Annotated in this window: 12 protein-coding genes; 3 read left to right on the top strand and 9 right to left on the bottom strand. The window is 65.8% G+C overall.

Going from position 1 to position 13596, the window contains the following annotated elements; genetic code table 11:
* Nucleotides 1–5 precede the first annotated feature (5 nt).
* The 5 genes from pcaD to V6V88_RS25275 are packed head-to-tail and all read right to left on the bottom strand — an operon-like array spanning nucleotide 6 to nucleotide 2819.
* On the bottom strand, nucleotides 6–785 hold the full coding sequence (gene pcaD, locus V6V88_RS25295) for a 3-oxoadipate enol-lactonase (protein ID WP_062839029.1): 780 nt from the start codon (nucleotides 783–785) through the stop codon (nucleotides 6–8).
* 58 nt (nucleotides 786–843) lie between these two features.
* Entirely contained in the window at nucleotides 844–1140 is a 297-nt protein-coding gene (locus V6V88_RS25290) for a YciI family protein (RefSeq protein WP_056319830.1), read from the bottom strand.
* Between the two features lie 12 nt (nucleotides 1141–1152).
* A complete protein-coding gene (gene catC, locus V6V88_RS25285; RefSeq protein WP_056319828.1) occupies nucleotides 1153–1428 on the bottom strand; it encodes a muconolactone Delta-isomerase in 276 nt (91 codons plus the stop codon).
* 60 nt (nucleotides 1429–1488) lie between these two features.
* Complete coding sequence (locus V6V88_RS25280; RefSeq protein WP_056319825.1) at nucleotides 1489–2133, bottom strand: 3-oxoacid CoA-transferase subunit B; 645 nt, start codon at nucleotides 2131–2133, stop codon at nucleotides 1489–1491.
* Complete coding sequence (locus V6V88_RS25275; protein ID WP_056319823.1) at nucleotides 2130–2819, bottom strand: 3-oxoacid CoA-transferase subunit A; 690 nt, start codon at nucleotides 2817–2819, stop codon at nucleotides 2130–2132. The genes V6V88_RS25280 and V6V88_RS25275 overlap by 4 nt, the downstream gene beginning before the upstream one ends.
* A gap of 194 nt (nucleotides 2820–3013) precedes the next feature.
* Here V6V88_RS25275 and V6V88_RS25270 point away from each other — a divergent pair, with 194 nt between their 5' ends.
* On the top strand, nucleotides 3014–3796 hold the full coding sequence (locus tag V6V88_RS25270) for an IclR family transcriptional regulator (protein WP_056319820.1): 783 nt from the start codon (nucleotides 3014–3016) through the stop codon (nucleotides 3794–3796).
* A gap of 50 nt (nucleotides 3797–3846) precedes the next feature.
* On the opposite strand, the gene V6V88_RS25265 is transcribed toward V6V88_RS25270, so the two are convergent.
* The 4 genes from V6V88_RS25265 to ppc form a co-directional block, all read right to left on the bottom strand.
* The gene (locus V6V88_RS25265; RefSeq protein ID WP_062839031.1) at nucleotides 3847–4575 is read right to left on the bottom strand and encodes an SDR family oxidoreductase; all 729 of its coding nucleotides are present in this window, start codon (nucleotides 4573–4575) and stop codon (nucleotides 3847–3849) included.
* Nucleotides 4576–4717: 142 nt separating this feature from the next.
* Nucleotides 4718–6058: a TIGR00366 family protein gene (locus V6V88_RS25260; RefSeq protein WP_338616919.1), complete on the bottom strand. Its 1341-nt coding sequence runs from the start codon at nucleotides 6056–6058 to the stop codon at nucleotides 4718–4720.
* 169 nt (nucleotides 6059–6227) lie between these two features.
* The gene (locus V6V88_RS25255) at nucleotides 6228–7163 is read right to left on the bottom strand and encodes a 3-hydroxyacyl-CoA dehydrogenase family protein (protein WP_223573381.1); all 936 of its coding nucleotides are present in this window, start codon (nucleotides 7161–7163) and stop codon (nucleotides 6228–6230) included.
* Between the two features lie 906 nt (nucleotides 7164–8069).
* Entirely contained in the window at nucleotides 8070–10919 is a 2850-nt protein-coding gene (gene ppc / locus V6V88_RS25250; protein ID WP_338616918.1) for a phosphoenolpyruvate carboxylase, read from the bottom strand.
* Nucleotides 10920–11085: 166 nt separating this feature from the next.
* Here ppc and queC point away from each other — a divergent pair, with 166 nt between their 5' ends.
* Together queC and V6V88_RS25240 are read left to right on the top strand one after the other, a co-directional pair.
* Nucleotides 11086–11805 (top strand): 7-cyano-7-deazaguanine synthase QueC, encoded by a 720-nt coding sequence (queC, locus tag V6V88_RS25245; protein WP_056319804.1) that lies wholly within the window; start codon nucleotides 11086–11088, stop codon nucleotides 11803–11805.
* Nucleotides 11806–12238: 433 nt separating this feature from the next.
* On the top strand, nucleotides 12239–13510 hold the full coding sequence (locus tag V6V88_RS25240) for an IS256 family transposase (protein WP_102776314.1): 1272 nt from the start codon (nucleotides 12239–12241) through the stop codon (nucleotides 13508–13510).
* Nucleotides 13511–13596 lie beyond the last annotated feature (86 nt).

Below are 13596 nucleotides of genomic sequence, written 5' to 3'. Positions count from 1 at the left end.
GCGGCTCACTCCGTCAGGAAGTCGACGACCACGCGGGTGAAGGCTTCCGGTTGCTCCCAGTTCGAGATGTGGGAGGTGTTCAGTTCGACATAGCGGGCGCCGGGAATGGCGGCGGCCAGTTCCTGGCCTTGCGCGGGCGTGGCGGCCAGGTCGTGCGTGCTGCTGATGACGAGTGTGGGCGCGGTGATCGAAGACACCTGTTCGCGGAAGTCGGCGTCGCGCAGCGCGGCGCAGTTGCCCGCGTAGCCCGCATCCGGCGTGCGGCGCAGCATGTCGATCAGGACCTGCGTGAGGCCGGGTTCGGCGGCGCGGTAGCCGTCGGTCAGCCAGCGCTCGACCAGCGTGGGGGCCATCTTTTCCAGCGTCTGCTCAGCCACGGCGGCGATGCGGGCGCTCCAGCCTTCCGTCGAACCGATGCGCGCGGCGGTGTTGCACAGGACCAGCTTGCCGACGAGTTCGGGGCGCGCCAGCGCCAGCCACAGGCCGGTCGGGCCGCCCATCGACAGGCCGCAGAAGTGCGCGCGCTTGATGTCCAGGTGCGCCAGCAGTTCGGCGACGTCGTTGCCCAGCTGCTCGAAGCTGTACTCGCCTTCGGGGACCGAGGACTTGCCGTGGCCGCGGGTGTCGTAGCGCAGCACGCGGAAGTGGCGGGTCAGTTCGGGGATCTGGCGGGCCCACATGTCGGCGCAGGTGCCCAGCGAATTGGAGAGCACGAGCACCGGCGCGTCGGCGGGGCCATCGATGACGTAGAACAGCCGTGCCTGGCTGAGATCGGCATAAGACATGTGGGATTCCTTCCGGGAAAGCCGCGGCCGCGCGGCGTTGACGGCGGCCGCGCGGGGATTACAGGTGGCAGACGCCGTCGACGTAGGCTTTGCGCCAGCGGGTGATGGTCACGCGGTCGAACAGGTCGGCCTGCGCGAACGGGTCGGCATCGATGAACTGCTGCGCGGCTTCGCGCGTGTCGACGTCGACGATGTACAGGCCGCCGCCGGCATCCTTGCCGTCATCCTGCAGCTTGGCGCCGCACGCCAACAGGAGCTGTTTGTTGGCGTCCAGGTATTCCAGGTGCTTGGCGCGGTGCTGCTGGCGCATGTCCTGGTGGTTGGGCTTGTCGAAGGTTTCGATGATGTAGGGCATGCAAGGCTCCTGTCAGATCGCCGAGGGATGGCGCGCGAGCGCCGTGACTTCGATATCCATGTACGGGAACAGCGGCAGGGACGACAGCAGCGCATGCAGTTCGTCGTTGCTTTCGACGTCGAAGATGCTGACGTTGGCGTAGCGGCCCACAACGCGCCACAGGCTCTTCCATTTGCCGTCGCGCTGAAGCTGCTGCGCCAGGGCCTTTTCGTCGGCCTTCAGTTTGTCGGCGCGGTCGGCGGGCATGTCGACGGGCAGATTGACTTGCATTTGAACCATGAACAACATGATGGACTCTCCATGATGCCGCCCCGGCTGGCGGGGCGGCGTATCGGCAATTCAGGGACTTCAGTTCGCAAACTTGAGCGGCAGGCCGGTCAGGCGCAGCAGCTCATCGGCGGTCATGTCGCCAAAGATGTCGGTGACGGTCACGCCGTCCTTGTTGATGTCGAACACCGCGACGTCGGTGTACACGCGCGATACGCAGCGCACGCCGGTCAGCGGATAGGTGCAGGTCTCGACCAGCTTGCTCTGGCCTTCGCGGGTCTGCAGTTCCATCATCACGAAGACGTCCTTCGCGCCGATGGCCAGATCCATCGCGCCGCCCACGGCGGGGATGGCGTCGGGCGCGCCGGTGTGCCAGTTGGCCAGGTCGCCGTGCTGCGAGACCTGAAAGGCGCCCAGCACGCAGATGTCCAGATGGCCGCCGCGCATCATCGCGAACGAATCGGCATGGTGAAAGAAGGAGCAGCCGGGCAGTTCGGTGACGGGCTGCTTGCCGGCGTTGATGAGGTCGTAGTCTTCCTCGCCCTTGGCGGGCGCCGGGCCCATGCCCAGCATGCCGTTTTCGGTGTGCAGGATGACTTCGCGGCCGGCCGGCAGGTGGTTGGCGACGAGCGTGGGCAGGCCAATGCCCAGGTTCACGTAGGCGCCTTCGGGAATGTCCTGCGCGACGCGGGCGGCGATCTGGTCGCGGGTCAGTTTGGTGCTCATTGTTGCTCCTTGGCGGCCGCTTGGCCTGCGATCTGCACGACGCGCTTGACGAAGATGCCGGGGGTCACGACGGTTTCGGGGTCCAGCTCGCCCAGTTCGACGATTTCGCGCACTTGGGCCACGGCGACGCGCGCGGCGCTGGCCATGATGGGGCCGAAGTTGCGGGCGGTCTTGCGGTAGACCAGGTTGCCCCAGCGGTCGCCGCGTTCGGCCTTGATGAGCGCGTAGTCGGCGTGCAGCGGGTACTCCAGCACGTACTGGCGGCCGTTGATTTCGCGGGTTTCCTTGCCGTCGGCCAGCGGCGTGCCGTAGCCGGTAGGCGTGAAGAACGCGCCGATGCCGGCGCCGGCGGCGCGGATGCGCTCGGCCAGGTTGCCTTGGGGCACCAGTTCCAGTTCCAGCTTGCCGCTGCGGTACAGGCCGTCGAAAATCTGCGAGTCCGCCTGGCGCGGAAACGAGCAGATGATCTTGCGCACGCGGTTGGCGCCCAGCAGCGCGGCGAGGCCGGTGGTGCCGTTGCCGGCGTTGTTGTTGATGATGACCAGGTCCTTGGCGCCCTGTTCAAGCAGGGCGTCGATCAGTTCCATGGGCTGGCCGGCAGTGCCAAAGCCGCCGATCATGACGGTGGCGCCATCGGGAACGTCCGCCAGGGCGGCGGCAGCGCTTGCAACAAGCTTAGAGATCATGATGTTCGCTCATAGGTGGCGTGTCATAATTTGTTCTTCTTTCGAACTTTCGTTCTTCTGAAGAACATCGTTTCATGGGGACTGCGAAGCGTCAAGGCATGCCCGCACGCCGCACTCTCCATCGTTCGGAGTCGCCCGCAAGGGGCAACGCAGGGCTCGCCGGCGGCGGGCCTTTTACTCTTGGAACCAGACGGATGGCCGAGCAAGATCCCCAGCAACCCAGCGACAGTTACGTGCAATCCTTCGCGCGCGGCCTGTCGGTGATCCGGGCCTTCGGCCCCGACCGTTCGCAGATGACGCTGTCCGAAGTCGCGGCCGTGACGGGCCTGACCCGCGCGGGCGCGCGCCGCATCCTGCTGACGCTGGAACATCTGGGCTACGTCACCGTCGAGGACCGCAAGTTCTCGCTGACGCCGCGCATCCTGGAGCTCGGTTACGCCTACCTGTCGGGCACGCCGCTGTGGAACCTGGCGCTGCCCTACATGGAAGAAGTCGCCGAGCTGACGCGCGAATCGTGTTCCGTGTCGGTGCTGGAAGGCGCCGACATCGTCTACATCCTGCGGTTGTCGACCCATAAGGTGATGACGATCAACCTGGCCGTGGGCAGCCGCTTGCCGGCCTGGGTGACGTCGATGGGCCGCGTGCTGCTGGCGGGCCTGCCGCCCGCCGAGCTGGACCGCGTGCTGGCGATGAGCCAGATCCAGCGCTACACGGCGGACACCGTTACCGACATCGATGAGATCAAGCGCGTGCTGGCCGGCGTGCGCGCCGATGGCTACGCGTGCGTGGCGCAGGAACTGGAGCCCGGCCTGCAGTCGGTGGCGGTGCCCATCATCGACCGCAGCGGCCGCGTGATTGCCGCGATGAACGTCAGCGGCCATGCCAACCGGTTTTCGCGCGAGGCGATGCTGGAGGCCTTTCTGCCGCCGCTGCGCCGCGCCGCCGACCAGATCAACCACGCGCTGCTGCGCCGCTAGGCGGCGCGGGCGGATGGCGAGGTCGGCCAGCAGGGACATGGCGGCCGCGTTCAGATGGGTGCGACGCCAAGCGTCGTGCCGCCGCAGACATACAGCATCTGGCCGGTGACGAACCCGTTGTCGGGCGACAAAAAGAACATCGCGGCGCGCGCGACGTCTTCGGGCGTGCCCAGGCGCTTGACGACGATGCTGTTGATGATGCGCTCGGTCTGCGGCGCGCCGGCGGGATTGCTCTTGGTGAAAAGGTCGGTGGCGATGGGGCCGGGGCCGATGGCGTTGACGGTGATGCCATCGCCTCCCAGTTCCATGGCCAGCGTGCGGGTCATGCCCACCAGTCCGGCCTTCGTGGCCGAATAGACGACACGATCCGGCTTGCCCAGCGCCGCGCGCGAGGACATGTTGACGATGCGGCCGAAGCCGGCTTCGCGCATGGCGGGCAGCGCGGCCTGCACCAGGATGAGCGCGGTGCGCAGGTGCAGATTGACGACGTAGTCCAGGTCGGCCAGCGTGGCGGTGTCGGCGGTGCCGGGCCGCGTGGCGCCGGCGTTGTTCACGAGGCCGACAATGTTGAACGCGCTGGTGACTTCGCGGGCGACTTCCTGCGTGCGCGCTTCATCGGTCAGATCGGCCTGATACGAGACCAGACCCGCCGGCGGATTCTCGGGCAGCTTGTAGTCGATGTTGACGACCTTGTGGCCGGCATCGAGCAGCATGCGGACGATGGCGGCGCCGATCCCGGCGCTGCCGCCGGTGACGAGATATGCGGTGGGTTTGGTCATATCAATTCCCGTTCGGTTCAAAAAAACACTGCTTTGACAATAGCCCTCTTCCCGCCCCAGATCGGGGACACCGCCAGATCCGGCTCCGCCGGTCTGCAGGTGTCGCCCCCTGGGGGGCGCGCGCAAGCGCGTACGGGGGGGCTCAATGCGTCAGATAGCCCCATGCCAATACTGCGGTGATGTGGATCACGCCGACCCACAGCATCATGATGACGGTATAGCCCATCACGTCGCGCAGCTTCAGCTTGGACAGGGCCAGCGCGGGCAGGATCCAGAAGGGTTGCACGAGGTCGTTCCAGGCGTTGCCCAGCATGACGGCCATGGTGGTCTGGTTGAGCGCGCTGCCGATTTCCTTGGCGGCGTCGATCATGAACGGACCCTGGATGACCCAGTGCCCGCCGGCGGACGGCGCAAAGAAGTTGATGACGAACGAGCTGATCAGGCCCCAGAACGGCAGCGTTTCAGGCGTGGCGACGTCGACAAAGACCTTGGAGATCGAGGTGACCAAACCCGAGGCGGCCATGATGGCCATGATGCCGGCGTAGAACGGGTACTGCAGGATGATCCCGGAGATGGTCTTGATGCCTTCGGTCAGCTTGGCGACGTAGGCGGCGGGGGTGCCGAGCAGGATGATGCCCAGGAACAGGATGATGAAGTTGATGAGGTTCAGGTCCAGCGAACCGCCGTCCATGAAGTGAAAGACGACGTAGGCCACGCCGAGCGCGCCGATGAGCAGGCTGAGCAGGCGGCTGTTGTTGAGCTTGGAGGCGAGGGTGCCCTTTTCGAGCATGTCTTCGGCGGCGCTGGACGCGTTGGCGTCGCGGTCGATGTTGGGATCGACTTCGACGATGGCTTCACCCTTCTTGGGGTGCAGCCAGGCGTTGAGCAGCGGCAGGGTGACGATGATGACCAGGCTGGTGATCAGCATGGGCACGGAGAAGATGGTTTGGGACAGGGGGATGGTGCCCATCTGCGCGGCGGTGGGATGACCGGGCGTGGCGACGAGCACGGGGATGCTGGCCGACAGGCCAAGACCGTACATGGTGAAGCCGCTGTAGGCGGCGGCGATGATCAGGGGGTAGTGCACGCCCTTGACCTTCAGGGCCAGCTTCTTGGCGACGATGCCGCCGATGACCAGGCCAAAGCCCCAGTTCAGGTAACTGCCGATGCCGCCGACGAGGGTGGCGACGATGATGGCGGTGTGCGGCTTGTGGACGTGGCTGACGATGCGGTTGAGCATTCGGTCGGTCAGCGGCGCGGTGGCCAGCACGTAGCCCATTGCCAGGATGACGGCCATCTGGGTGGTGAAGGCCAGGAGGCTCCAGAAGCCTTTGCCCCAGGCGCGGGTGACGTCGCCGATGCTCTGGCCTTCGATGCCCATGGCCAGCAGCACGGTGAGCAAGGTGAGCGCGATCGCAAAGACAAAGGGATCGGGCAGATACTTGCGCATCAGCTCGGTGAAAAATGAAGCCAATTTATTCATGGTGCCTCCAACAACTCCGTAAGGCGGTTCTCTGATGTCCGGCGGCGCGCGTCATCGGGTGACGATGCGGGCGCGCGGGACGATTGCTTTTCTTTGTGTGGGTGGGCTCGTGGCCCGATGGCGCGGTCGGTCTTGGCCGCCGCGCTTTTTGTGGATGTTCGAGAACGGCTCAGGAGCCGCCGGCCTTGCCGTTCAGCCAGGCGGCCAGTTCGCCAAGGGCGGCGCTTTTCTCGCGCAGGACGCGTTCGCGGCGTTCGGGGCTCCAGGTGTAGAAGCCCTGGCCGCTCTTGGCGCCGAGGTGACCGCTGTCGACTTTGCTCTTGAGCAGGTCGGACGGTTCGGTGCGGTTCTCGAGGTCTTTGTAGAGGTAGCTGGCGATGGCGTAATGAACGTCGATGCCGTTCATGTCGCGCTGTTCCAGGGGGCCGGACAGGGCGAGGCGAATGCCGAGGCTCCACTTGACGACTTCGTCGATGTCTTCGGCGCTGGCAACGCCCTTTTCCAGCAGGGAGATGGCCTCGCGCGCAAGCGCATGCTGGATGCGGTTGGCGATGAAGCCGGGAATGTCCTGCCGCACGAGGACGGGGCGTTTGCCGCCGAAGCGCAGGGTGGCCATGACTTTGGCAACGGTGTCCTCGGAGGTGTCGTCGTTGCGGACGACCTCGACGAGCGGAATGACGTCGGCGGGGGTGAAGAAGTGGGCGCCCACGAAGCGGTCGCGGCGCTGGACGGCGCTGGCGATGGCGTTGATGGACAGGCCGGAGGTGTTGGTGGCGAAGATCGTGTGCGCGAGGCACAGGGTGTCGAGCTTGGCGAAGATGCCGCGCTTGAGATCCAGGTTCTCCGGGACGGCCTCGATGACGAGGTCGCTGGCGGCGGCAGCTTCGAGGCCTTGCTCCATGCGGATGCGCTGGATGACCTGCTGGACTTCGCCGGGCGCGTAGACGTTCAACTGCCGTTCGATGGTCTTGAGGGCTCGGTCCAGGGCGCCGTCGACCGGATCGATCAAAACGACATTGAGTCCCTTCGAGGCGAACAGCGCGGCAATGCCGCTGCCCATGGCGCCTGCGCCGATGACGGCGAGATTTCTGAGGGGATTGTCCATATGGCTCGCTTGGTGCTTGCGGCTGCTGCTTGCACGCGGGCACGCGGGGACCAGGAGGAACGCTGTCTCGTCCGAGGGTGCCTTTCTGTGCGCGGCTGGCCAGAAAAACCTTTGTGTTCTATATACGAACATTTGTGCGTGTATAGAATTTCTGTGGGGGATAGTACTAAAAGTTGCTGGGGGTGGACAAATCGTGGTTGGGGGGTGTTCGGTGGGGTGGTGCGTGGGGCTGCGTTGAATGGGCGGAGGGTTGTCTGGCTTGGTGATGGCTTGTGAAGCGGTGACGTGCGCTGGTCCTGTCCGCTGGCTGCTGTCTTTGCGGATGAGGGAGTGTCCGGATTTTTGCGTGCAGGCCTGTGATGGTTTTCGAGGAGACCGAGGCAGTGTTCTTTTGACGCCCGGCGCGGCGTCGGCCTGGGGCGCGCGGGGCTACGATTGCGGTCCGGAGCCTTCGCTCCGGACTGCCCCTTCGTCATCTTCGTCAGCGCCTTCGGCGCTTCCTTCAGATTCCCTCGGGCGCATCTACACGCCCCGCGCACCCCAGGCCGCCGCCACGCCGGGCTCGGATGAATTCAGCTTGGCGGGCGCTGGGGCGGGTGGGGTACTTGAGGTTCTTGCTTACGGCCGTGCGGGTTTGAAGCGTCTTGCAGTGCCCGCCCCGCGGCGGCCGCGCGGGCGGCCTGGCGGGGCTTACGCGGTGTCTTGCGTTGGCGTGATGACGCTTCGCGCTCGCGTGGTCTTCTTGGTATCTGACGGCGGCCTAGATGCAGATGCTCTTAGGTGTCTGACACCCTTAAGCAACGCCGCTTGAGCCTGCCGCGACGTGGCCGGGTGTCTGACACCGGCCGCAAGCTGCAATCCTGGTGGCGTCATCGACATCCGCGGTTCCGGTTCCCGCCAGCGTTTCTACCCCGAATTCCGCAACCCCGCCGCGATCCCGTTGATCGTCAGATGGATCGCGCGCTGCACGCGCTTGTCGACCTCTGCAGCGGGATTTTTCTGCGCGGCACGATGCCGGCGGATGAGGTCGATCTGCAGATAGTTCAGCGGGTCGATATACGCGAAGCGTTCGCGCAGCAGGATTTGCAGCGTGGGGTTGTCGGCGAGCAGTTCGCGTTGGGTCAGCAGTTTGAGCATGGCGAGCGTGCGGCCGTGTTCGGCGCTGATGGCGCCGAAGATGCGTTCGCGCAGGGCGCGCTGGGGGACGAGTTGGGCGTAGCGGGCGGCGATGGCGAGGTCGGATTTGGCCAGCACCATTTCCATGTTGGAGAGCAGGGTGCGGAAGGCGGGCCAGTCGCGGGCCATTTCGCGTAGTTGGGCGAGGCGGCCGCGGCGGGAGCGGGAGGCGTCGGGGGAGCCGGTTTCGAGGTAGGCCTCGATGGCCGAACCCATGCCGTACCAGCCGGTGAGCATGAGGCGGCATTGGGCCCAGGAAAAGCCCCAGGGGATGGCGCGCAGGTCTTCGATGCGTTGGCCCTTTTTGCGGGAGGCGGGACGCGAGCCGATGTTCAGGCCGGCGATTTCGCTGATGGGCGTGGCGGCGAAGAAGTATTCGGCGAAGCCGGGGGTGTCGTAGACGAGGCCGCGGTAAGTGCGTTGCGCGGTGTCGGACATGAAGGACATGGCGGGGCCGTGGTGGGCCATGTGGGCGTCTTCGGCGCTGGTGGCTTCGGCGCGCGGGGCGAGGCTGGATTCGAGGGTGGCGGCGACGAGGAGTTCAAGGTGCCAGCGGCCGACTTCGGCGTCCTTGTACTTGCTTTGGATGACTTCGCCTTGTTCGGTGAGGCGGATCTGGCCGGCGACGGTGCCGGGAGGCTGGGCAAGGATGGCGTCGAAGCTGGAACCGCCGCCGCGGCCGACGGAGCCGCCGCGGCCGTGAAAGAGGCGCAGGCGGACGTTGCGGCTGGAGAAGACATCGACCAGCGCGCGTTCGGCCTGGTAGAGCGACCAGTTGGAGGTCAGGAAGCCGCCGTCCTTGTTGCTGTCGGAGTAGCCCAGCATGACTTCCTGCGCGCCGTTTTGCGCGCGCTTCACGCGTTGGCGGATTTCGGGCAGGTCGAGCCAGGCGGCCATGATGTCGGCGCCGCGTTGCAGGTCGGGGATGGTTTCAAAGAGCGGCACGACCATGAGGCCGTCTTCGGGAAGGATGTCCTGTCCGGCGGGCGCGATGAGGCCGGCCTCTTTCTGCAGGACCATGACTTCGAGCAGGTCGCTGAGGGTTTCGGTGTGCGAGACGATGGTCTGGCGCACGGCCTGTTTTCCGTAGCGCGCGCGGCCGGCGGCGGCGGCGCGCAGGACGGCGAGCTCGCGGGTGGTGTCTTCGGAGTAGGCGATCCAGGGCGACGCGAGCGGGCGCGCCTGGGCGAGTTCGGCGCGCAGGAGTTCGACGCGTTCGTCTTCGGACAGGGCCAGATAGTCGAGGGGCTTGCCCTTGTGCGTGACGCCGGCGCGCGAGAAGAGTTCGGCAAGCGCGCCTTCGTGGACGTCGGAGCTTTGGCGCAGGTCGACGGTGGCCAGGTGAAAGCCGAAGACTTCGAGGGCCTGCTGCAGGCCGGAGAGGCGCAGCTTGGCGAGGGGGGCGCCGTGGTGCGCGGCCAGGGATGCGGCGATGACGGCGAGGTCGGCGGCGAATTCCTGGGGAGCGTCGTAGGCGGGGGCGGCGACAGTGCTGCGGCGCGCAAGGTTCTGGCCGGTCAGGCGCAGCGCGGTGGCGGCCAGCCGGGCGTAGACGCCGACGAGGGCGCGCCGGTAGGGTTCGTCGCGGCGGTGCGGGGAGTCGTCGCCGCTGCGCTCGGCGAGCGCGAGCAGTTCGGGGTCGGCGGCGATGAGCAGGGTGGTGATGGACAGTTCGGCGCCCAGCGCGTGGACTTCCTGCAGGTAGTGTTCAAAGAGGACGGTGGCCTGGCGCAGCAGGGCGCGTTCGAGCGTGGCGGCGTCGACGTTGGGATTGCCGTCGCGGTCGCCGCCGATCCAGCTGCCCATGCGCAGGAAGGGTTCGAGCGGTGGGGGCGGGGCGGCGAAGGGCTTGGCGGATTCGCGGTTGAGCAGTTTGGAGAGGTCACCGTACAGGCGGGGGATGACCTGCAAAAAGGTGCTGCGGTAGTACGAGAGCGCGTTTTCGATTTCGTCGGCGACGGTCAGGCGCGTGTAGCGCAGCATGCGGGTCTGCCACAGGGTGGCGACGCGGCCGAGCAATGCGGTGTCGAGTTCGGCCAGTTCGTCGGGCGTGAGCTGGGCGTCGCGCTGCGCAAGCGCGCTGGCGATTTCGCGGTGGACGTCGAGCGTGCTTTTGCGCTGCACTTCGGTGGGGTGCGCGGTGAGGACGGGCATGACGCAGGCTTCGGCCAGCAGTCGGCGGATGCGCGCCACGCCGACGCCCTGGCCGCCCAGCACCTGGATGGCTTCGCGCAGGCTGCCGCGCGCGGGCGTGCCGTCGGTGAGGGCGCGGGCGCGCTGGCGGCGGTTCTGGTCGCGGTCTTCGGCGATGTTGGCCAGGTGCAGAAAGTAGCTGAAGGCGCGTGCGACGGAGTTGGGGTCGCTGCCTTGCAGGCGCTTGACGCGTTGCTCAAGCAGTTTGCTGTCGGCGTCGTCGCCTTCCCGGCGGAATTTGACGGCGGTGCGGCGCAAGGTTTCGATGGTGTCGAAGACGCGCTTGCCTTCGCATTCTTCGATGACTTCTCCTAACAGGCGGCCTAACAGCCGGATATCGTGACGCAAGGGTTCTGCGGAATCTGACTGCGTGCGCTTGGCATTCATCGTGCGGGGATCCGTCTGACGGCTGTTGGAAGAGGAAAAGTCGAAGCGGGCGTTGCGGGCAAACCTTGAAAATGATGGGTCGATTTTACGCAGCGTTCCTTACGGGGAAGGCCGTTTGCTCGGTTAAAGTGCGAGGTATCCCTTCGTTATTCCAGAAGCCCCCTTTATGCAAAATCATCAACGTCGCGCGCTCGTGCTGTTTTCGGGCGGCCAGGATTCCACCACTTGCCTCGCCTGGGCGCTTGACCGCTATGCGCATGTGGAGACGGTGGCGTTCGATTACGGGCAGCGTCATCACATCGAACTGTCTGCGCGGCTGAATGTGCTGCGCGAGATCCGGGCCAATTTTCCGGACTGGGCGGCGCGGTTGGGCGAGGACCATCTGCTGGACCTGAAGGTGCTGGGTCAGGTGGGCGATACGGCGATGACCAGCGACCGCGCGATCGAGATGCAGGCCAATGGGCTGCCGAATACGTTTGTGCCGGGGCGCAATCTGTTGTTCCTGACGTTGGCGGCGGCGCTGGGGTACCGGCGTCAGCTGGACGTGCTGGTGGGCGGGATGTGCGAGACGGATTTCTCGGGGTATCCGGATTGCCGGGACGACACGATCAAGGCGCAGCAGGTGGCGTTGGGGCTGGGACTTGGGTCACGGGTGACGATCGAGACGCCGCTGATGTGGATCGACAAATCCGAGACCTGGGCGTTGGCTTATGCGTTGGGCGGTGATGCGTTGGTGGAGACGATCGTCGAGGAAAGCCATACGTGTTATCTGGGGGAGCGGGGGGCTCGGCATGATTGGGGGTATGGGTGCGGGGAGTGTCCGGCTTGCAAGTTGAGGAAGATCGGGTGGGAGAAGTGGGTTGTGGCTTCGGCGGCTGAGGGGTGAGTGGCTGGTCAGCTCGGCAATGGCCTGTGGCTGGTTCTTAAGACGCCCGGCGCGTCGTCGGCCTGGGGCGCGCGGGGCTACGATTGCGGTCCGGAGCCTTCGCTCCGGACTGCCCCGTTGTCATCTTCGTCAGCGCCTTCGGCGCTTCCTTCAGATTCCCTCGGGCGCATCTACACGCCCCGCGCACCCCAGGCCGACGACACGCCGAGCTCTGGTGGTTTCAGCTTGGCGGGCGCTGGGGCGAATCGAGTTCTTGAGGTTCTTGCCAGCGCTAGCGCGGGGGTGGAGCATCTTGCGGCGCCCGCCCCACGACGGCCGCGCGGGCGGCCTGGCGGGGCTTACGCGGTGTCTTGCGTTTGGTGATGACGCTTCGCGCGGGGCCTATCCGCAATTTTGTGTGCGAGGCATATCATGAGGACTAAAGACCATGGATATGCCGATGAAGAAGAGACGCAGCGCAGCCGCTCAGGCGGCGGCCCGTGGGCCGCTGCCTGAAGTCCCAGCCGAACTGCTGGATCATCTGGTCAAGGGACCGATGACGCCCAGCGAGGTCCAAGACCTGTTCCTGTCGTTCCAGAAGGCGGTGATCGAACGCACGATGGCCGCGGAGATGAACCTGCATCTGGGTTATCGGCCAGGCGAGGACAAGCCCGAAGGCCAGGCCAACGAGCGCAACGGCGCCAGCGGCAAGACGGTGCTGACCGAGCATGGCCCGGTGCGCGTGGAGCTTCCCCGTGACCGGGACGGCTCCTTCGCCCCGATCCTGATCCCCAAGCACGAGCGACGCTTCACCGGGTTCGATGACCGGATCATCGCCATGTACGCACGGGGCATGAGCGTGCGCGAGATCCAGGCGTTCCTGGCCGAGAGCTACGGCACCGAGGTCTCGCCGGACTTCATCAGCTCGGTCACCGACGAGGTCATGGCCGAGACCATCGCCTGGCAGAACCGGCCGCTGGAGGCGATGTACCCGGTGGTGTTCTTCGACGCGTTGCGGGTCAAGATCCGAGACGACGGCGGCGTCAGCAACAAGGCGGTGTACCTGGCGCTGGGCGTGCAGGCCGACGGCCAGCGCGATGTGTTGGGCCTGTGGGTCGAGCAAACCGAGGGGGCCAAGTTCTGGCTCAAGGTCTTCAATGAACTCAAGACCCGAGGGTGCCAGGACATCCTGATCGCCGTGGTCGACGGCCTGAAGGGCCTGGCCGACGCCATCGGCACGGCCTTCCCGCGCACGACGGTGCAGACCTGCATCGTGCATCTGATCCGCAACAGCCTGGATTACGCGGGGTGGAAGGATCGCAAGGCTGTAGCCGCCGCCCTGCGCCCGATCTACGCAGCCGCCAGCGCACAAGCAGCCGAGCAGGCGCTACAGGCGTTCGCCGATGGGCCCTGGGGAACCAAGTACCCCACCATCGTCGCGGCCTGGCAGCGGGCCTGGGAGAACGTCACGCCGTTCTTCGTGTTCCCGCCGGACATCAGGCGCGTGATCTACACGACCAATGCCATCGAGAGCTTGAACATGCAATTGCGCAAGATCATCAAGACGCGAGGCCACTTCCCAACGGATGAGGCCGCCATCAAGCTCCTATGGCTGGCGCTACGCAACGTGCTGGCCAAGTCCGTCAGAGCGACCTTCGACTGGAAAGTCGCCATGAACCAGTTTGCTATCCTGTTCGGCGAACGGTTTACTGCGGCCCGGGGATAACAACTTTTAAAACGCCTCGCCCACAAAAATACGGACAGGCTCTTCGCGCGTGGTTGTGCTGTGTTCGCACTAGGTGTCTGACACCC

Source organism: Achromobacter sp. E1, assembly GCF_037039475.1.
Taxonomy (GTDB): domain Bacteria; phylum Pseudomonadota; class Gammaproteobacteria; order Burkholderiales; family Burkholderiaceae_B; genus Achromobacter; species Achromobacter mucicolens.
This window is presented reverse-complemented; position numbering and strand designations above follow the sequence as displayed.